The organism is Ensifer sp. ENS03 (assembly GCF_014852035.1).
Lineage (GTDB): Bacteria > Pseudomonadota > Alphaproteobacteria > Rhizobiales > Rhizobiaceae > Ensifer > Ensifer adhaerens.
Genome location: NZ_JACVAV010000002.1, coordinates 1,123,415 through 1,139,939 on the forward strand (window position 1 = coordinate 1,123,415; position 16,525 = coordinate 1,139,939).

Here is a 16,525-nt window from a genome sequence, read left to right on the forward strand (position 1 = left end):
CCCGGGAGGATCACCAGTTGTCGCCCTTCATCTCGGTGAGTTCGACTTCGAGCAGTTCAAGGTTTTCCGCTGCCGTGCCGTTGCCGGAAAGCGAGTTGTGCACCGCGTTCCAGAACTTGGCGGAAACCTCGTTGTATTTGACCTTGGTGACGGCCGACGGGCGCGGCACCGCGCTTTCGAAGATCGGTTTCCAGGCCGGCATGAACGGCTGGGCCTTGGCGACCTCCGCATCGTCGTAGAGTGCGGCAACCGTCGGCAGGTTCGAAAGCTCGATCGCCCGGCGCTTCTGCACCTCGGCGGACGACAGGAACTTGGCGAGCGCAATCGCCGCCTCCTGGTCGTCGGAATATTTGGAGACGGCGACGTTCCAGCCGCCGAGCGTCGAAGACGGCTGGTCACCATCGGTGGCCGTCGGCAGCGGCGCGACGGCAAACTTGCCCTTCACCGCGCTGTCATCGCCATTGCCGAGCGCATAGGCATAGGGCCAGTTGCGCATGAAGACGGAATTGCCGGTCTGCCAGACCCCGCGCGATTCCTCCTCCTGATAGGCAAGCACGCCCTGCGGCGAGATCGTACCGACCCATCCCTTGATCCGGTCGATTGCGGCGGCCGCCTTCTCGTTGTTGATCGAGATCGTGCCGTCGGGCTCGACGATCTGGCCCCCGCCCGACGACTTGACCCATTCGAGTGCGTTGCAGGTCAGGCCCTCGTAGGCATTGCCCTGGAAGACATAGCCCCAGAGATCGGCTTGGCCGGCGGCCCGCTCCTTCTCCTGGATTTCCTTGGCGGTCGCAGCCAGCTCGTCCCAGGTCTTCGGCGGCGTCTTGCCGTATTTTTCGAGCAGGTCCTTGCGATAGAACAGCGCCGGTGCATCGGTGAAAACCGGCAAGGCCACGAGGCGACCGTTCACCGTCTGCGAAGCGATGATCGACGGGAAGTGCTGGCCAACAACGTCCTTTGCCGCCTCCGTCAGATCGACGAACTGGTCGGCCAGTTGCGGCGCCCAGACGACATCGGTCTGGTAGACGTCGACATCCTTGTTTCCGGCGGCAAGCCACAGCCGGTACTGGCTGAACTGCTCGCTGCTCGATGGCGGCATGGTGACCAGGCTCACCTTGTGCCCGCTCTGCTTCTCGAAAATGTCCAGCTGTTCGCGAATGAAATGGACGTTCTTCCCGGTCGTGTTGGCGGCGAGCGAAAGCTCGGCGGCGCCAGCCGTCCCGGCTGCAACGATTGCGGCACAAAAACTCAGCACATTGAGCGTGGTTGTCATTGGGTCGACTCCTCCTGTTCCCCCTCCACCGCACGAAAGCTCCTCGGCAAATTCGAAAGCGGTTTGGATAAGAAAAAGTTGGCAGAAGACGGAAAAACTGTCAATCCACACATTTAGAAAAGTCCATTTGGCGTGGATTATTACAAATACTCGTTGTTTTTCAAACAAATAGCAATGAGAGAGAAAAATCGACCGCCCCTCACAGAACCCCATAAAATCAAAGGGGAACCGTATTAATTTAAAACGGTTTGGTAAAATCCATACCCGGCCTGTAGAACCTGGCGTCCCCGACAAACCGATTGTTACGGGCAGCGAAGGTGTATATTTCTGGGACCGGGCTAGGCTTGAGGAAACGCATTTCGAATGAAGCTGAGGGAGTTCGCACAACAACTGGGGCTTTCGCCGACGACGGTCAGCCGGGCGCTGAGCGGTTATCCCGAAGTCAGCGAAAAGACGCGCAAGCGCGTGGCCGAAGAGGCAACCCGCCTTGGCTATCGTCCGAACATCAATGCGGTGCGGCTCGCCACCGGTCGGGCCGGCGCGATCGGCGTGGTCATGGGCCGCTCCGGCGAGTTCCATTTTTCCGAGTTCATGGGTGGCCTGGCCGAACGGCTCGGCACCGAGGATATCGACATTCTCGTCAGCCCAATGGACGACAAGAACCCCACGGGCGAAATCCAGCTCTATAGCCGGCTCGCCGTCAGCGGCCGCGTCGACGCCGTGATCGTGCACTCGCCCGAACCGAACGACGAGCGCATCGCCCTCCTCCACAAGCTCGGCATGCCCTTCCTCGTGCACGGGCGCTCTGATATCGACGTGCCGCACGCCTGGCTCGACATCGACAACGAAGGCGCGATCCGCCGCGCGACCTCGCATCTCATCGATCTCGGCCATCGCCGCATCGCCATGATCAACGGCCGGCAAGGCCGCACTTTCTCGCTTCACCGCGACAAGGGGTACCGCGACGCGCTGCAGGCGCGCGGCATCGCCTTCGATCCGCGCCTCGTCGCCCATGGCAACTTTACCGACGAACTCGGCTTCCGCTTCGCGCGCTCGTTCCTGGAGCAGACGCCCCGCCCGACCGCCTTCGTTGCCGGCTCGATGATGACAGCGCTCGGCATCTACCGGGCAGCACGGTCCATGGGCCTGGAGATCGGCCGCGAGGTCTCGGTCATCGCCCATGACGACGTTTTCCCTTACCTCACGGCCGACAACATGGTGCCGTCGCTTTCGGCGACACGCTCTTCGATGCGTGCGGCGGGCGCGCGCTCGGCCGACCTCGTGCTGCAGCTTCTCTCAGGCCGGCCGACCGAAGAGGTTCACGAACTCTGGCCGGTGGAACTGATCCTCAGGGAATCGACCGCGCCACCGCAGGGCGCTTGAGGACAGGCGCTGCCGACCGCTTCAGTGGAAGGTCGACTTGGAAAAGAGATTGAGGACCACCACGCCTGCTATGATCAGCCCCAGTCCGAGGATCGCCGCCAGATCGAGCTTCTGCCCGAAGGCGAAGTAACCGACGAGCGAAATGAGCACGATGCCGAGCCCGCTCCACACCGCATAGGCGATGCCGACGGGAATGAAGCGCAGCGTGTAGGACAGGAAGAAGAAGGCGATCGCATAGCAGACCACCATCATCACCGTCGGCCCCAGCCGGGTGAAATGCTGCGCGGCCTGCATCGCCGAGGTGCCGAGCACTTCGAAGACGATGGCTGCAACCAGGACGGTATAGAGCATGGCGGGGTTCATCGGGGTCTCCATTCCGGACCAGAGCAGTTCCAGGAAAAGTGCAAAGCGGTTTTCCGTCCGGAACTGCGTGATTTCAAAGACTTAGATCACTTCAGTGTTTCGATAAAACGATGAAGTGATCTATTGCGCCGAAAGCGCCTTGAGATTTTCAACGAGACCGACCCGCGCCTCGGCATCGAGGTCGTGGCTTTGCATCAGATCCGCAAGCCAGACGCCGTCGCAGGCGAAACGCGCAAGCACGCAGCCGGTCGAACCGTCCGTCTCCGCGAACTCTGCGGATCGCCGGCCGACCCAGTCGCGCCAACGGCTCTTCAGATGCGGCTCGGCAATCAGCGCGATGGTCAGCATGCGCCAGCCCGGCACGTCTGTTGCCGGATCGAGCGCGAAGCAGACATCGATATACGCGCGGGTGAAGCGGCCCTTCGCCACCGGATCGCGCGCCATCGCCGCCTCGATCTCGCGATCGAACCGTGTCACCAGGTCGTCGAACAGCCCGTCGAGCAGCGCGAGCTTGTTCGGGAAATGGTGCAGCAGCCCGCCCTTGCTGACCCCGGCTGCCTGCGACACGGCATCGAGCGTGATGCCAGCCACGCCCTGCTCGTGCGAAAGGCGTGCGGCAACCTCCAGCAATTGCTGGCGCACCTGTTCCGGCTGTTTCTTGCGACGATGAGCTTCGGTCATGCATCCATAAAGATACCGTCTGGACGGTTTGTCAAGAGAAGTGTTGTTTGACCGCGATGAAACGCCGCAAATTCGCGTTCTGAAAATCGTTGTCCGCCCGGTCGCTGCGCGCTAGGACCGAACGAACGAAGGACGCAGAGCATGGCGGAACCGGAAACCACGACCCTCTACGAAGCCATCGGCGGCGACCCGACGGTCCGCGCCCTGACGCGCCGTTTCTATGAGCTGATGGACACGTTGCCGGAAGCGGCGCGCTGCCGTGCCGTGCATCCGCCCGATCTTTCCGGAAGCGAAGAGAAGTTTTACGAGTACCTGACCGGCTGGCTCGGCGGGCCGCCCATCTATGTCGAAAAGCGCGGCCATCCGATGCTGCGCCGTCGCCATTTCGTCGCCGAGATCGGGCCTGAGGAACGGGACGAGTGGCTGCTTTGCTTTACCCGCGCGCTTGAGGAAACGATCGACCATCCGAAGCTCCGGCAGATCATCCTCGACCCGATCACCCGCCTCGCCCTTCACATGCAGAACAAGGAATGACCATGTCGCACAGCGGATTTCGCGCCACGACGCTATTTGTTGCCGGTTTGATGGGCCTGACCGGCGTCGTCAGCGCGGCCGCCGCTTCGCATGGCGACGACCCGAGGCTGCTTGCCGGCATTTCGGCGATGTGCCTCGCCCACGCCCCGGCGTTGGTGGCGCTCTACGCCGCCTGGCCGCACTTTCGAACGGCGGCCGTTGCCGCGCTCCTGATCGCGGCTGGCACGGCGCTGTTTTCGGCCGATCTCGCCATGCGCCATGTTGCAGGCCACGGTCTCTTCCCGATGTCCGCTCCGCTCGGCGGCACGACGATTATGGCGGGGTGGCTCGCCGTTTCGCTCGGCGCCTTCCTGCCGAAGAAGACGGCCTGACCCCAAAACAATCCGCCTCCCGGAGAGGTCCATCCGGGAGGCGAATAACACGCAAAATCAGGATCATATGTCCGCGCCGGCGCGCGGATCAGGCGCCTTCAACGGCCGAAAAACCCTCGAACTTCGGCGGACCGAGATACATCGCCCTGTTCTCGCCGGCGTTCTTGTGGGCCGCGCGAAAATTCTCCGACTTGGTCCAGGCTGAAAACGAATCCTTGTCCTTCCAGACCGAGTTCGAGACGAAGAGCGTGTAGCCCTCCTCCGGCACGCTGTCGCCGCGCAGCAGATGGAAGGAAACGAAGCCGGGCATTTCGGAAAGGCTGGAATCGCGCCCCTTCCACACCGCTTCGAAAGCCTCCTCGTGGCCGATGGCGATACGAAAACGGTTCATGGCAACAAACATCTTGGTCTCCTAGGTCCTTTCGCCGATACGGCGAAACGATCTGAATCTTTAAACGGACGCAACCCCGCACGGAAAACCGCTTCGCACTTTTCCTGGAATTGCTAGGCACTTTCCTTCTTGAGGGCGGCATCGCTTGTGGCCCGTGGAAAGGCGAGGATAGTTCCTTCCTTCGGCTCCGCAAGCCCGAACGGGTCGCGCACCGGCGGGCGCGCCTGCCAGGTGGGGAACTCGGCGACGTTGGTATTCTCTTCCACCATCCGCGCCCGTCGCGTCAGGATCTCGTAGAGCTCGGGCACCAGGCCGTCGCCCTGCTGGGCCGCCAGCTTGTGCAAGCCGATCATCATGGCGAGGTCGGGACGTTCTTCGTTCATTGCAAATTCTCGTCTTGTCTTTCAGAGGATTAGCGCTCGTTGCGGCTGGTGGTCAGGTCCTGGAGCGCGCGTTCCAGGCTCGACTTCGAGCCGTTGCGCAGCGGCACGAAGGCCTTGCCCCACTTCTTGCAGCCGGTCTTCACGCGAAGACATGCGTCATGGCTGATGCAGTCGATCGGGCAGAAGACGCAATCGACAGACGGCAGCACGCGGTCGATACGCGAAACGGCCTCACGCAGGCCACCGTCGTGGTGCAACAACTCGGCGCCGAAGGAGCTGGCGATTTCGCGCAAGTGCGCCACCTGGCAATCACGGCCACCGACATACAGGAAGCTGCGCCCTTCGAGCGTCGCCTTGCCGGCCTCCTGGCGGGCCTCGACCGGTTCCGAACCCGAGCGACCCTTGCCGTTCTTCGCCGCATTCTGGTGACGCTTGCCGCGCATGCAATCTTCTCCGTCTGGTCGCGCAACAAGGGCCTTCGTCAGGCAGCCGGTCGCATCGGGATATCCTCTCGACACACACCCTTCGGCTGCGTGACGAGGGCAACCTATTAAACTTGATAAACAGAGTAAAGTATAAACATGAGTTTTCTAATCATATTTTTTCTTGCAGCTTCTGCGCGAATCCCACCAGCAAGGGGAGAAGGTCAGCGGACGGTCGCAACCATCGGCACGATGAAGGATTCGGAGCTTGGCGCTCCGGCCGGAAACGCCGGGAATGGCGCAGCGCGGCGAACCGCATCGATGGCGGCCTCGTCGATCGCCGGCGAGCCGGAACTGCCCGCGAGGCTGACACGCGTCAGGTTTCCATTCGACGTCAAGGTGAAACGAACGGTCGCCGTGCCGGATACGCCGTCGCGTCTTGCAGCCGACGGAACCTTGAACCGGCGTGTGATCCGCTTGCGGATCTTGCCGCCATAGTTCTCCATGTTGGCGTTGCCGACCTCGGACGCGCGGCTGTTGCCATTCGCAGCGGACGAACTGCCATTCTCCTGGCCGTCCTGCTTGCCCTTGACCTGATTTTGCGCCTGCTCGCCCTGATCGCCCGCCTTCTTGCGGGTGACCTTCTTCTTTTTCACCGGCTCCTTCTTCGGCTCCGGCTTTTCGACCTTTTCCTTCTTCGGCTCCTCGGGCTTTTCTTCCGGCACGACAGTCTCGACCGGCGCGACGCTCGCCGTCACCACAGCCTCGGCGACTTGCAGGGTAGGCATTTCCTCGGCCGGCAGGATCACGTCTGCCTCCGTCGCCGTCAGGTCGTGGGGTTGCTCTGCAGCGATCTCCTGCGTGGGGGCAACATCCTCGACCGGCTGGATCTCGGCGGGCTGAACCTCCTCGGGCAGATCTTCCGTGGGCTCGACGATTTCGGACACTTCACCCGACTGAAGCGTTTCCTCGAATGCATCGCCGAGAAGCGCCACTTCGACGCTTTCGCCACCCTGGATCAGATCCAGTTGCGTCTCGGGCGGGCTGCTACCAAACAGCGTCGCGAGCACGACGCCGTGGGTTGCAAGCGATAAGACGGCGGCCCCGCTCCAGATGACGATACGCTTCATTTCAGCCTTACCTTCGTCGCACCAGGGCGACGCAAACCTCATGCTCGGATTGCCGGACGCGCTAAGCCCCAGTCCCGCTCACCCCTTGAGTTCGACCGCCGACTTAGAGCCGGTCTTGATCCCGCTCATGCAGGCGCCCGGCTGAACCCCGTCGCCGACACAGGCCGGCGCGTCGTTGATCAGCAGGCTCTTCACCGCATCGCAGTTGGTGCCGGGCAGATCGAACTGGCGAACCTTGGTCTTGCCGGCGGGAAGGTCGCGGAAATCGAGCACGGCCATGCGTTCGACCAGCCCCTTCTGGTCGAAAATGACGAACTCGAAGGAAACCTTGCTCAACGACTGCGCGAATTCGTTGCCGGCAACGAAGGTGAGCTTGCAGCCCTTCTGGGACGGCGCCACCTCGTTGAGCTCGATGGTCAGCCCCCCAGCCGCTGCGGTCTCCTGCGCCTTGGCAGCGGTTGCGGCAACGAGAGCCGCAAGAGCAACGGAAACAATCGGAAGGCTGGGAAACTTCATGACGACACCACTCCAAAGGATCGAGCACACCACCGAACGCCGGCCGCACGCCCTTGTCCACAACCCGGCAGCAACTAACTTGAGTTTATAAGTCCGGTATTGCGTCCATAAATAAATATGAGTAATGAAGTCAAGATAGTAATCGAATTGCACGGCGGGAAATGCGGGGAAATCAGCGCGGCCTGCCCACTCGAAACGGCCGAAACACAGTGACCAACGACAACAATCTCGCACGCCCCTCGGAGCCTCCGGTGCTGACCGGACGGGCGCAACGGATCATCGAAAGTCGCGAGCTCTTCGGCACCGAAAACGAGATTCTCATTTCCCACGACGGCGCGATCTACCGCATGAAGATCACCCGCCAAGGCAAGCTGATCCTGAACAAATAGGCAGATGAAAATGACCGAGAGCCTTCGCCCCACTCCCGTTGAAATCCGCGCCTACCGCGCCGAAAACCCGAAGTTGCGCGAGCGTGATATCGCAGCCCAGCTCGGCGTTTCCGAAGCCGCGCTGGTCGCTGCCGAATGTGGGCTGACCGCCGTTCGTATCGATGCCGACGCCAACCGCTTCCTGTCGCGGGTCGAGGAGCTCGGTGAAGTCATGGCGCTGACCCGCAACGAAAGCGCCGTCCACGAAAAGATCGGCGTCTACGAGAAGATCACCACCGGCGAGATGGCGAGCATCGTGCTTGGCGAACAGATCGACCTTCGTGTTTTCCCGAGCGCCTGGGCACACGCCTTCGCCGTGACGAAGACGGACGACAAGGGCGAAGTCCGCAAGAGCCTGCAATTCTTCGACAAGTGGGGCAACGCCGTGCACAAGGTACATCTGCGCGCGGCATCGAACGACACGGCCTATGAAAAGCTCGTCGCGGATTTCCGCCTCGACGATCAGACGCAAGAGTTTGTCGCCGACACCAGCGTTCAGCCGACCGACGACAAGCCGGAAACCGTCGTGGACGTCGTCGAGCTGCGTGAGCGCTGGACGAAGATGACGGACACCCATCAGTTCCACGGCATGTTGCGCAAGCTGAAGATCGGCCGCCGCCAGGCGCTGAGCAACATCGGCGACGATTTCGCCTGGCAGCTCGACCCGCAGAGCGTCGAAGCAATGATGCAGGCAAGCGCCGAAGTCGAACTGCCGATCATGTGCTTCGTCGGCAACCGCGGCATGATCCAGATCCATTCTGGCCCGATCGCCAAGATCGCGACGATGGGCCCCTGGCTCAACGTCATGGATCCGACCTTCCACCTGCATCTGCGCACCGACCACATCGCCGAGCTCTGGGCCGTGCGCAAGCCGACGGCTGATGGCCATGTCACCTCGATCGAGGCGCTCGACGCCAAGGGCGAAATGATCATCCAGTTCTTCGGCAAGCGCAAAGAGGGCCTTGCGGAACGTCCCGAATGGCGCTCGATCGCCGAAGGCCTGCCGCGCCTCGATACGACGGTTGCCGCCTGAGCGAGAGAATAGGATACGCAAGATGATCAACGGTCTCGACTTCCGTCGCCTTCGCCGCTCGGGGCTGGCGCTCGGCGCCTTCGCCCTTTCGGCGACCTTCCTGCTGCCGGCAGTGGCACCCGATGCCCCCGCCTTCATCCGGACGGCCATGGCCGAGGACACGCAGAAGGCCGACGTCTCGCGCGTCGTTTCGGTCGGCGGCGCCGTCACCGAGATCATCTATGCGCTCGGCGAAGAAGGCCGTCTCGTTGGGCGTGATTCCACCAGCACCTATCCGGAAGCAGCAAAGACGCTTCCGGATGTCGGCTATATGCGCCAGCTCGCGCCCGAAGGCATCATTGCGGTCAATCCGAGCGCCATCGTCGCAGTCGAAGGCAGCGGCCCGCCGGAGGCACTGGCGGTGCTGAAGGAGGCCAACATCGCCTTCACCAGCGTGCCCGAGACCTTCGACAAGGCCGGCATTCCCGCCAAGATCCGCGCCGTTGGCGCTTTTCTCGGCGTCGAGGACAAGGCCGAAACGCTCGCCAAGAGCGTCGAAGCCGATCTCGATGCGGCCGTGGCGGAGGGTGCCGCGCGCGCCGACAGTGAGCGCAAGCGCGTGCTGTTCATCCTGAGCACCCAGGGCGGCAAGGTCATGGCCTCTGGTCAGGGTACCGCCGCCAACGGCATCATCGAACTCGCCGGCGCGGTGAACGCCGTCGGCACCTTCCCCGGTTACAAGGCACTCACCGACGAAGCGATCGTCGAAGCCAAGCCCGACGTCATCCTGATGATGGATCGCGGTGGCGAACACGCCGCCAAGGCGGAAGAACTCTTCGCCATGCCGGCATTGAGCCTGACCCCTGCTGCCCAGAACAAGGCGCTGGTGCGCATGGACGGCCTGCACCTGCTCGGCTTCGGCCCGCGCACAGCAAGCGCCGTTCGCGAACTGAATGCCGCCATCTACGGGAAGAAGGCCAATGCCTCGCAGTGAGGCATTGGACCGCGGCATGCGCCTGACCGGATTGGCCGCCGACATCCGCAACGAATGGCGTGCGGGCAACCGCTCGCGGCTGGCCCGGCTTCTCGTCGTCGCCCTCGTGGTAATCGCCATCGCCACCTTCGTCGGCTCGATCATGACCGGCGCGGCCGACGCGTCGCTCGCTAATGTCTGGCGCTGGCTGATCGGCGAGGCCGACCAGGCCCTGAGCATCCGCGACCGCATCATCATTCTCGATATCCGGCTCCCTCGCGCCGTGCTCGGCATGCTCGTTGGCGCGTCGCTTGCGGTTTCCGGAGTGGTCATGCAGGGGCTCTTCCGCAATCCCCTGGCCGATCCCGGCCTCGTCGGCGTTTCCTCGGGCGCGAGTCTTGGCGCCGTGCTGCTGATCGTGCTTGGAACCGCCACCTTCGGGCCGCTGTTTGCCCTGTTCGGTTTTTACGCGCTGCCGGTAGCTGCCTTCTTCGGCGGCCTCGTCACGACGCTTTTGCTCTACCGCATTGCCACGCGCGGCGGGCAGACCTCGATCGCCACCCTGCTTCTGGCCGGCATCGCGCTTGGCGCGCTGACCGGCGCCGTCACGGGCGTGCTCGTCTTCATGGCCGACGATAAGCAATTGCGCGACCTCACCTTCTGGGGCCTCGGCTCACTTGCCGGCGCCAACTGGACGAAGATCCTTGCCTCGGCGCCGATCATCCTGCTTTCGCTCGCCGTCACCCCTTTTCTCGCCCGCGGCCTCAATGCGATCACGCTCGGCGAGGCGGCAGCCTTCCACATGGGCATTCCCGTCCAGCGGCTGAAGAACGTCGCGATCGTCAGCGTTGCTGCGGCGACCGGCGCGTCGGTTGCCGTCAGCGGCGGCATCGGCTTCGTCGGCATCGTCGTGCCGCATCTGCTGCGCCTCGTCATCGGTCCCGATCACCGCTACCTGCTGCCGGCCTCGGCTCTGCTCGGCGGCACGCTGTTGATCCTTGCCGACATGATCGCCCGCACCATCGTTTCCCCGGCGGAACTGCCGATCGGCATCGTCACCGCTTTTATCGGCGCACCGTTCTTCCTCTGGATCCTGCTGCGCGGCCGTTCGAACATGGGATTGTGAGCGAAGCCATGATCAACGTTTCCAATCTCTCCGTCCGCCTCGGCGGGCGACCGGTCATCCACGGCGTTTCGCTCGAGGCCCGACCCGGCGCGCTGACGGCGATCGTCGGCCCGAACGGCTGCGGCAAGACCACGACGCTGAAGGCCATTTCCGGAGAGCTTGCACCAGCAGGCGGGACGATCCGCATCAACGGCCGCGACCTGCGCGGCCTGAAGCCCTGGGAACTCGCGTCGATGCGCGGCGTGCTGCCGCAATCGACCGTCATCTCCTTCCCGTTCACGGTGCGAGAAGTGGTTCGGCTCGGGCTTGCCGCCGGCGCAAACGCCGACGCCGCCCTGCACGACCGGATCGCGGCAGAAGCGCTCGAAGCGGTCGATCTCGGCGGCTTTGCCGGGCGTTTCTATCAGGAACTGTCCGGCGGCGAGCAGCAGCGCGTGCAGCTTGCCCGCGTGCTTTGCCAGATCTCAGAGCCCGTTACCGATGGCCAACCGCGTTACCTTCTGCTCGACGAGCCCGTCTCCAGCCTCGATATCCGCCACCAGCTGGGCATCATGCAGCTCGCGCGCAACTTCTGCGAACGCGGCGGCGGTGTGGTCGCCGTCATGCACGACCTCAATCTCACCGCCATGTTCGCCGACCATATGGTGATGATGAAGGCCGGCAAGGTCCGCGCCAGCGGCGCGCCGACCGAGGTACTGACGGACGAGACGATGGAAGCGGTCTTCGGCTGCCGCATGCGGGTGGGCGTGGCTCCGCCAGCGCCGGTGCCCTTCGTGCTGCCGCAAACCGCATCGCTCTGACGCAAGCGCACGTCCGGATTCTTCCGAGAGCCAACACCAAGATTTATCGAAACAATTTCCGCACTTGCGCGTTGTTCTCCCGAAGCGCCGGCGTAGGCCTGCAGTTGTGCCCGCCGGTTTGATCAGGAAGCGCCGACCGTTCGCGGCCGGCGCATGTGTGAAAGGGAGTATTCGTCATGGCGTCAGGCCTCTTCTCCGGTTCGAGCTCGCGTTCGACAAAAAGCAACGGCAAGCTCGCCGACATCTCCATCGAGGAACAACTGGGCGAATTGCGCAATGATGTGGCGACGCTTGTCGCCCTCTTGGCCGATCGCGGATCGACGGCTTCGCAGCAGGCGCGCAGCAAGGCACAGGATGCCCGCGAACAGGCTGAAGCGGGCCTCAGCGAACTGTTGGCAAGCGGTGAAGATCTGCTGGCCGAGCTTCGTGATCGCTACGCCGGCACGGAAAAGCAGGTTCGGCACGCCGTGCGCGAACATCCCGTCGCAACCCTCGGCGCCGCCGCCCTGATCGGTCTGGCCATAGCCGCGCTTCTTCGTCGCTGAAGAAGATGCAAGCCGGTGAGGCGGATGGGTTGCGCCCATCCGCTGAGATCGAGGGGAAGATGATCGGGGGCAATTCATGGGACCATTGACGGCAGCCCTGACCGCGCTCATGAGCGCCGATATCGGCGCGGCAACTGCGCGCGTGAAACGCAATGCGATCTTATGGGGCATTATAGGATTGCTGCTTGCCACGGCCTATGTCTTCGGCCTCGCAGCCGCGTTCCTGTATCTCAGCGCACTTTACGGTCCGGTCACAGCCTCCGCCGCGATCGCGATCGCGTTTTTCGTGACCGCGCTGGTGCTGTTCGGCATCATTGCGATGCTGCAAGGACGCGACCGCCGCCTGGCCGAGGAGCGTCGCCGCCGCCGACAAGTGCAGACCAATCTGACACTGCTTGCCGCGGCGGGCATCCTGCGCAAACAGCCGCTGCTTGCGGTCGCCACCGCTCTGGCGATCGGGGCACTCGTGGGAACTGGCAAACGGCGCGAGCGGCGACGGACGACTGACGCTTAAGCAAGGTCCCAAACCAGTTACGGACTCGTCCGCCGCGATTGCGATCGACGCCTTATAGTGGCAGGCGGATCAGCGCCGTGACACCGGCCGGCAGATATTCCACCTTGACCGAGCTGCCCAAGACCTTGTCGAGGCTCCGCTCGATCAGGATCGAGCCGAAGCCGCGCCGTTTTGGCTCGCGCACCGGCGGCCCGCCGACTTCGGTCCAGGTGAGATGCAGAACGTTGTCGCCATCCTCGATCATGTTGCGCGCCGTCAGAACCACCTTCCCCTTCGGCACCGACAGCGACCCATATTTGACGGCGTTGGTGGCAAGCTCGTGCAGAACCAGACCGAGGCCGACCGCCTGGTCAGGCCCGAGCGATATCTCGTCCTTGTGGATCTCGATCTGCTCGGCATAGCAGTTGACATGCGGCAGCAGCTGCTTGGCGATGAGGTCGGCGAGCCGGATGGTGCCCCATTCGTGATCGGAAAGCAGGCCGTGCGCTTCGGAGATCGCCTGCAAACGGCCGGCAAATGCGGTCATGAATTCCGCCGGATCGCTGGTCTGGCGCAAGGTCTGGCGGGCGAGCGACTGCAGCATCGCGAGCGTGTTCTTGACCCGGTGGTTGAGCTCCTTCAGCAACAGCCGCGTGCGCTGTACCGACGCCTGCTGGTCGGTGACATCGATCGTGACGCCGATGAACGTCAACGGATTGCCCTTGCTGTCGCGATCATGCACGCGGCCGCGCCCGAGCAGCCAGCGGCCGGTGTCGCCGACGCGGAACATGCCGTCGTACTCGTCGTCGGCCTTCATCGCCTGGCGTAGCTTGGAAAAAGTCGCGCCGCGATCGTCGATATGGATCGCTCCGAAGATCTCGCGGGCGCCGACGAAGCTGTCGGCCGGCAGTCCGAACATGCGTTTCATCGCGCTGTTACCGGCAATGACCCCGGAGCGGATATCCCACAACCAACTGCCGATGTTCGCTGCTTCGAGCGCCATTGCGTGGCGCTGCTCCTCGCGTGACAGCGCCGCCTCTTTCAGCGCGCGCCGGCGCGCTTCGTCCTTGATCTTGAAGAGGGACGCGGCCAGCCCGGCGAGCCGGCTCAGCTGGTCCATCAGTGCCTGTGGCACGTCGGCGCGCGGCTTGTCGTCGAGAACGCAGACCGTGCCGACGGCCTGCCCGTCGAGCATGATCGGCGCGCCGGCATAAAATCGCAGGAACGGCGGCCCTACGACCCGCGAACGTCGCATGAACCGCGGATCAGTCGACGCGTCGAGCACGACGAGACTGGCGTCGGCTTCGGCCGCCACTTGCACGCAGAAGGACTCCTCCGACGACGCCCGGCTCTCCGTGGTTCCGACGGCCGCCTTGAACCATTGCCATTCGCGGTCGATCAAGGTCACCAGCGCAATCGGCGCGTCGAACAGGCCGGCCGCAATTTCAACGATGCCGTCGAAGTCCCGATCCGGCACCGCCATGTCGGGCACGGTCGCGTGCAAGACGCTCAGACGTTCAGGCGCGTCGAGCAGCGTCATGACGGGCGGGTCTGTCCTTTCAGTCCTCATGCGCATTCGGTCTCAATTCCCAATCTGAGCGGCTTGGGGAGCCCTTGCAGGCTGCACCCGCATCTCGCTCGGTTCTGGGCATATCGACCCAAAATCGTCATGATTTGCGCTCTGCCTCCACCACCCGCCTGCCCCCTCGGGCACAGGCGTCAGTGAAAGCAGGACACCGCCGCTTTTGCAACGGTGTCCGGCTCGAAACTTTCCTCAGGAAACAAAGGCGCGCGACGTGATCGGGGCCGACGTCTCGTCGGGGCCGTAGTCGTTTTCGCCCTTCACCTGAAGAATGTCCTGCAAGCGCTGGCGCGCGCGGTTGACACGGCTCTTGATCGTTCCGAGCGCGCAGCCGCAGATTGTGGCCGCTTCCTCGTAGGAAAAGCCGGAAGCGCCCACGAGGATGATCGCTTCACGCTGGTCGGGCGGCAACATCTCCAGCGCCTTGCGGAAATCCTGCAGGTCCAGCGAGCCGTATTGTTCAGGATGATGGGCGAGAGACTCGGTGAAATGTCCGTCGCTGTCCTGAACTTCGCGTCCGCGCTTGCGCATCTGGCTGTAGAGTTCGTTGCGCAGGATGGTGAAGAGCCAGGCCTTCATGTTGGTGCCCATCTCGAAGTGGTCCTGCTTCGCCCAGGCCTTCATGATCGTGTCCTGAACCAGGTCGTCGGCACGGTCGTGACGGCCGATCAGCGACATGGCGAAGGCACGCAGACTCGGCAACGCGGCCAGCATCTCACGCTTGAAATCATTCTTTTCGGATGACATTCCGGTACTTACTCCCTGCCCTGCAGCGCCGATTGCTGCTCGGCCGCGTCGAGTTTTTCCAGAAGATCGAGAAAACGCGCGGGTATCGCCTCTTCCTGCACGGACTGATAGAGCGCCTTCAGCTTCGCTGCAATTTGCGCATTTGGATCTTCTGTCCATAAGGTCGTGCCGGTGGTCCGCCCTGCCCCTGTTTTATGTTTCATTTTCAAACTGTCGCCTTCAAGTGTCGAAATCGCCAAAACTGTCCATAGCCGCCATAACGCTGTTGAAAATTGAAATGTTCCCTCGCGGAACCTTTTTTTACGCGGAGCGTTTTCGCAACGTCACCGTAAAACGATTTTCGAGGGAGTTCCTCTATGACTTTGTCCACGCGGATCGCACCGCTCCTGCCGTATCTGCGCCGCTACTCACGCGCGCTAACCGGCTCGCAGACATCAGGCGACGCCTATGTTGCCGCCGTTCTCGAAGCGCTGATCGCCGACACGTCGATTTTCCCCGAAGCAAGCAATGATCGCGTTGGCCTGTTCCGCCTGTTCACCTCGCTCTTCGGATCCTCGTCCGTGCTCGTGCCTGAACCAGTATCTCCGTTTGCCTGGGAACAGCGCGCGTCGATCAATCTCGCAACCGTCTCGCCGCTTGCCCGCCAGGCATTCCTTCTGGTCTCGGTCGAAGGCTTCCGGCCGGAGGAAGCGGCCGAAGTTCTCGATGTCAGCATCGACAAGGTCGGCGGCCTGCTCGATCGCGCCTCGCAGGAAATCTCGCGCCAGGTCGCGACCGATATCATGATCATCGAGGACGAACCGCTGATCGCCATCGATATCGAGCAGATGGTCGAGAGCCTTGGCCATCGCGTCACCGGGATCGCCCGCACGCGCGACGAAGCGATCGCGCTCTACAAGAAGACACGGCCGAGCATGGTGCTTGCCGATATCCAGCTTGCCGATGGCAGCTCCGGCATCGACGCGGTCAACGACATCCTGAAGACGAGCGCCATTCCGGTGATCTTCATCACCGCCTTCCCGGAGCGGCTCCTGACCGGCGAACGGCCGGAACCGACCTTTCTGGTCACCAAGCCGTTCAACCCGGACATGGTCAAGGCGCTGATCAGCCAGGCTTTGTTCTTCAACGAATCCACCAAGGCGGCGGCCTGAGCGCGACTGCATGTTTCCCTCGACTGTAAGCGGTCGAGGGGGCATGCGCCGATCCAGATCTTGCAGCGGCCCGCGTCTTACGGCGCGTAGGCCGCTGCAGGTCGTTTCGGGAGTTGTTTGGCAAGATTGCCGGAACGTCCCGACGAGAACTCTCTGAGCTGACATCAGCAATTTCGTCACTGGACCTGCGCATTCACCGGCGGCTTCTGCCAATCTGCGCG

22 protein-coding genes are annotated in these 16,525 nt (G+C 62.9%); 11 read left to right on the forward strand and 11 right to left on the reverse strand.

Features of this window, described 5'->3' with window-relative positions; genetic code table 11:
* Window positions 1-10 precede the first annotated feature (10 nt).
* A complete protein-coding gene (locus IB263_RS12220; protein ID WP_060605119.1) occupies window positions 11-1,273 on the reverse strand; it encodes an ABC transporter substrate-binding protein in 1,263 nt (420 codons plus the stop codon).
* Window positions 1,274-1,636: 363 nt separating this feature from the next.
* On the opposite strand from IB263_RS12220, the gene IB263_RS12225 reads away from it, so the two are divergent.
* Window positions 1,637-2,656 (forward strand): substrate-binding domain-containing protein, encoded by a 1,020-nt coding sequence (locus IB263_RS12225; protein ID WP_034794009.1) that lies wholly within the window; start codon window positions 1,637-1,639, stop codon window positions 2,654-2,656.
* 21 nt (window positions 2,657-2,677) lie between these two features.
* Here IB263_RS12225 and IB263_RS12230 read toward each other — a convergent pair whose 3' ends face one another.
* Together IB263_RS12230 and IB263_RS12235 are read right to left on the reverse strand one after the other, a co-directional pair.
* Complete coding sequence (locus tag IB263_RS12230) at window positions 2,678-3,019, reverse strand: multidrug efflux SMR transporter (protein WP_034794243.1); 342 nt, start codon at window positions 3,017-3,019, stop codon at window positions 2,678-2,680.
* 120 nt (window positions 3,020-3,139) lie between these two features.
* Window positions 3,140-3,700: a TetR/AcrR family transcriptional regulator gene (locus IB263_RS12235; RefSeq protein ID WP_034794011.1), complete on the reverse strand. Its 561-nt coding sequence runs from the start codon at window positions 3,698-3,700 to the stop codon at window positions 3,140-3,142.
* 141 nt (window positions 3,701-3,841) lie between these two features.
* On the opposite strand from IB263_RS12235, the gene IB263_RS12240 reads away from it, so the two are divergent.
* Both IB263_RS12240 and IB263_RS12245 read left to right on the forward strand, forming a co-directional pair.
* The gene (locus IB263_RS12240) at window positions 3,842-4,234 is read left to right on the forward strand and encodes a group II truncated hemoglobin (RefSeq protein ID WP_034794012.1); all 393 of its coding nucleotides are present in this window, start codon (window positions 3,842-3,844) and stop codon (window positions 4,232-4,234) included.
* Window positions 4,235-4,236: 2 nt separating this feature from the next.
* Complete coding sequence (locus IB263_RS12245) at window positions 4,237-4,605, forward strand: DUF423 domain-containing protein (RefSeq protein WP_034794246.1); 369 nt, start codon at window positions 4,237-4,239, stop codon at window positions 4,603-4,605.
* Window positions 4,606-4,693: 88 nt separating this feature from the next.
* Here the strand turns inward: IB263_RS12245 and IB263_RS12250 are convergent, their stop codons facing one another.
* From IB263_RS12250 to IB263_RS12270, 5 genes are all read right to left on the reverse strand, one after another.
* Window positions 4,694-5,008, reverse strand: coding sequence for an antibiotic biosynthesis monooxygenase (locus IB263_RS12250; protein ID WP_034794014.1), 315 nt, complete (start codon window positions 5,006-5,008; stop codon window positions 4,694-4,696).
* 101 nt (window positions 5,009-5,109) lie between these two features.
* Window positions 5,110-5,379 (reverse strand): hypothetical protein, encoded by a 270-nt coding sequence (locus IB263_RS12255; RefSeq protein WP_034794016.1) that lies wholly within the window; start codon window positions 5,377-5,379, stop codon window positions 5,110-5,112.
* 29 nt (window positions 5,380-5,408) lie between these two features.
* Complete coding sequence (locus IB263_RS12260) at window positions 5,409-5,822, reverse strand: DUF2325 domain-containing protein (RefSeq protein ID WP_034794019.1); 414 nt, start codon at window positions 5,820-5,822, stop codon at window positions 5,409-5,411.
* A gap of 203 nt (window positions 5,823-6,025) precedes the next feature.
* Window positions 6,026-6,931 (reverse strand): energy transducer TonB, encoded by a 906-nt coding sequence (locus IB263_RS12265; protein WP_034794022.1) that lies wholly within the window; start codon window positions 6,929-6,931, stop codon window positions 6,026-6,028.
* A gap of 78 nt (window positions 6,932-7,009) precedes the next feature.
* Window positions 7,010-7,447 carry a hypothetical protein gene (locus tag IB263_RS12270; protein WP_034794025.1) on the reverse strand — a complete coding sequence of 146 codons (438 nt, stop codon included), beginning with the start codon at window positions 7,445-7,447 and terminating at the stop codon, window positions 7,010-7,012.
* A 251-nt stretch (window positions 7,448-7,698) separates the two neighbouring features.
* On the opposite strand from IB263_RS12270, the gene hemP reads away from it, so the two are divergent.
* From hemP to IB263_RS12305, 7 genes are all read left to right on the forward strand, one after another.
* The gene (hemP, locus tag IB263_RS34700; RefSeq protein ID WP_034794249.1) at window positions 7,699-7,836 is read left to right on the forward strand and encodes a hemin uptake protein HemP; all 138 of its coding nucleotides are present in this window, start codon (window positions 7,699-7,701) and stop codon (window positions 7,834-7,836) included.
* A 10-nt stretch (window positions 7,837-7,846) separates the two neighbouring features.
* Window positions 7,847-8,908 carry a hemin-degrading factor gene (locus tag IB263_RS12280; RefSeq protein ID WP_162741309.1) on the forward strand — a complete coding sequence of 354 codons (1,062 nt, stop codon included), beginning with the start codon at window positions 7,847-7,849 and terminating at the stop codon, window positions 8,906-8,908.
* A 22-nt stretch (window positions 8,909-8,930) separates the two neighbouring features.
* Window positions 8,931-9,881 (forward strand): hemin ABC transporter substrate-binding protein, encoded by a 951-nt coding sequence (locus IB263_RS12285; protein ID WP_113079589.1) that lies wholly within the window; start codon window positions 8,931-8,933, stop codon window positions 9,879-9,881.
* Window positions 9,868-10,986: an iron ABC transporter permease gene (locus IB263_RS12290; protein WP_060582424.1), complete on the forward strand. Its 1,119-nt coding sequence runs from the start codon at window positions 9,868-9,870 to the stop codon at window positions 10,984-10,986. Before IB263_RS12285 ends, IB263_RS12290 begins: the two co-directional genes overlap by 14 nt.
* Before the next feature lie 8 nt (window positions 10,987-10,994).
* Window positions 10,995-11,786, forward strand: a complete 792-nt coding sequence (locus IB263_RS12295) for a heme ABC transporter ATP-binding protein (protein ID WP_127889403.1) — start codon at window positions 10,995-10,997, stop codon at window positions 11,784-11,786.
* Window positions 11,787-11,962: 176 nt separating this feature from the next.
* On the forward strand, window positions 11,963-12,331 hold the full coding sequence (locus IB263_RS12300; protein WP_034794036.1) for a DUF883 family protein: 369 nt from the start codon (window positions 11,963-11,965) through the stop codon (window positions 12,329-12,331).
* A gap of 76 nt (window positions 12,332-12,407) precedes the next feature.
* Complete coding sequence (locus IB263_RS12305) at window positions 12,408-12,845, forward strand: hypothetical protein (protein WP_192438545.1); 438 nt, start codon at window positions 12,408-12,410, stop codon at window positions 12,843-12,845.
* 52 nt (window positions 12,846-12,897) lie between these two features.
* Here the strand turns inward: IB263_RS12305 and IB263_RS12310 are convergent, their stop codons facing one another.
* The 3 genes from IB263_RS12310 to IB263_RS12320 form a co-directional block, all read right to left on the reverse strand.
* Window positions 12,898-14,400 carry a sensor histidine kinase gene (locus IB263_RS12310; RefSeq protein ID WP_034794041.1) on the reverse strand — a complete coding sequence of 501 codons (1,503 nt, stop codon included), beginning with the start codon at window positions 14,398-14,400 and terminating at the stop codon, window positions 12,898-12,900.
* A gap of 198 nt (window positions 14,401-14,598) precedes the next feature.
* A complete protein-coding gene (locus IB263_RS12315) occupies window positions 14,599-15,153 on the reverse strand; it encodes an RNA polymerase sigma factor (RefSeq protein WP_034794051.1) in 555 nt (184 codons plus the stop codon).
* Between the two features lie 8 nt (window positions 15,154-15,161).
* Entirely contained in the window at window positions 15,162-15,356 is a 195-nt protein-coding gene (locus IB263_RS12320; RefSeq protein WP_034794063.1) for a NepR family anti-sigma factor, read from the reverse strand.
* Between the two features lie 153 nt (window positions 15,357-15,509).
* Between IB263_RS12320 and IB263_RS12325 the strand changes: the two genes are divergently transcribed.
* Window positions 15,510-16,304, forward strand: a complete 795-nt coding sequence (locus IB263_RS12325; RefSeq protein WP_034794073.1) for a response regulator — start codon at window positions 15,510-15,512, stop codon at window positions 16,302-16,304.
* Window positions 16,305-16,525: the final 221 nt, after the last annotated feature.

What these genes read in the sequence shown, in the direction of transcription:
- IB263_RS12245 (WP_034794246.1), top strand. Translation starts at nt 4,237, where the DNA reads ATGTCGCACAGCGGATTTCGCGCCACGACGCTATTTGTTGCCGGTTTG.
- IB263_RS12305 (WP_192438545.1), top strand. Translation starts at nt 12,408, where the DNA reads ATGGGACCATTGACGGCAGCCCTGACCGCGCTCATGAGCGCCGATATC.
- IB263_RS12280 (WP_162741309.1), top strand. Translation starts at nt 7,847, where the DNA reads ATGACCGAGAGCCTTCGCCCCACTCCCGTTGAAATCCGCGCCTACCGC.
- IB263_RS12235 (WP_034794011.1), bottom strand. Translation starts at nt 3,700, where the DNA reads ATGACCGAAGCTCATCGTCGCAAGAAACAGCCGGAACAGGTGCGCCAG.
- IB263_RS12295 (WP_127889403.1), top strand. Translation starts at nt 10,995, where the DNA reads ATGATCAACGTTTCCAATCTCTCCGTCCGCCTCGGCGGGCGACCGGTC.
- IB263_RS12310 (WP_034794041.1), bottom strand. Translation starts at nt 14,400, where the DNA reads ATGCGCATGAGGACTGAAAGGACAGACCCGCCCGTCATGACGCTGCTC.
- IB263_RS12260 (WP_034794019.1), bottom strand. Translation starts at nt 5,822, where the DNA reads ATGCGCGGCAAGCGTCACCAGAATGCGGCGAAGAACGGCAAGGGTCGC.
- IB263_RS12250 (WP_034794014.1), bottom strand. Translation starts at nt 5,008, where the DNA reads ATGTTTGTTGCCATGAACCGTTTTCGTATCGCCATCGGCCACGAGGAG.
- IB263_RS12265 (WP_034794022.1), bottom strand. Translation starts at nt 6,931, where the DNA reads ATGAAGCGTATCGTCATCTGGAGCGGGGCCGCCGTCTTATCGCTTGCA.
- IB263_RS12225 (WP_034794009.1), top strand. Translation starts at nt 1,637, where the DNA reads ATGAAGCTGAGGGAGTTCGCACAACAACTGGGGCTTTCGCCGACGACG.
- IB263_RS12270 (WP_034794025.1), bottom strand. Translation starts at nt 7,447, where the DNA reads ATGAAGTTTCCCAGCCTTCCGATTGTTTCCGTTGCTCTTGCGGCTCTC.
- IB263_RS12255 (WP_034794016.1), bottom strand. Translation starts at nt 5,379, where the DNA reads ATGAACGAAGAACGTCCCGACCTCGCCATGATGATCGGCTTGCACAAG.
- IB263_RS12320 (WP_034794063.1), bottom strand. Translation starts at nt 15,356, where the DNA reads ATGAAACATAAAACAGGGGCAGGGCGGACCACCGGCACGACCTTATGG.
- IB263_RS12285 (WP_113079589.1), top strand. Translation starts at nt 8,931, where the DNA reads ATGATCAACGGTCTCGACTTCCGTCGCCTTCGCCGCTCGGGGCTGGCG.
- IB263_RS12300 (WP_034794036.1), top strand. Translation starts at nt 11,963, where the DNA reads ATGGCGTCAGGCCTCTTCTCCGGTTCGAGCTCGCGTTCGACAAAAAGC.
- IB263_RS12240 (WP_034794012.1), top strand. Translation starts at nt 3,842, where the DNA reads ATGGCGGAACCGGAAACCACGACCCTCTACGAAGCCATCGGCGGCGAC.
- IB263_RS12230 (WP_034794243.1), bottom strand. Translation starts at nt 3,019, where the DNA reads ATGAACCCCGCCATGCTCTATACCGTCCTGGTTGCAGCCATCGTCTTC.
- IB263_RS12315 (WP_034794051.1), bottom strand. Translation starts at nt 15,153, where the DNA reads ATGTCATCCGAAAAGAATGATTTCAAGCGTGAGATGCTGGCCGCGTTG.
- IB263_RS12290 (WP_060582424.1), top strand. Translation starts at nt 9,868, where the DNA reads ATGCCTCGCAGTGAGGCATTGGACCGCGGCATGCGCCTGACCGGATTG.
- IB263_RS12325 (WP_034794073.1), top strand. Translation starts at nt 15,510, where the DNA reads ATGACTTTGTCCACGCGGATCGCACCGCTCCTGCCGTATCTGCGCCGC.
- IB263_RS12220 (WP_060605119.1), bottom strand. Translation starts at nt 1,273, where the DNA reads ATGACAACCACGCTCAATGTGCTGAGTTTTTGTGCCGCAATCGTTGCA.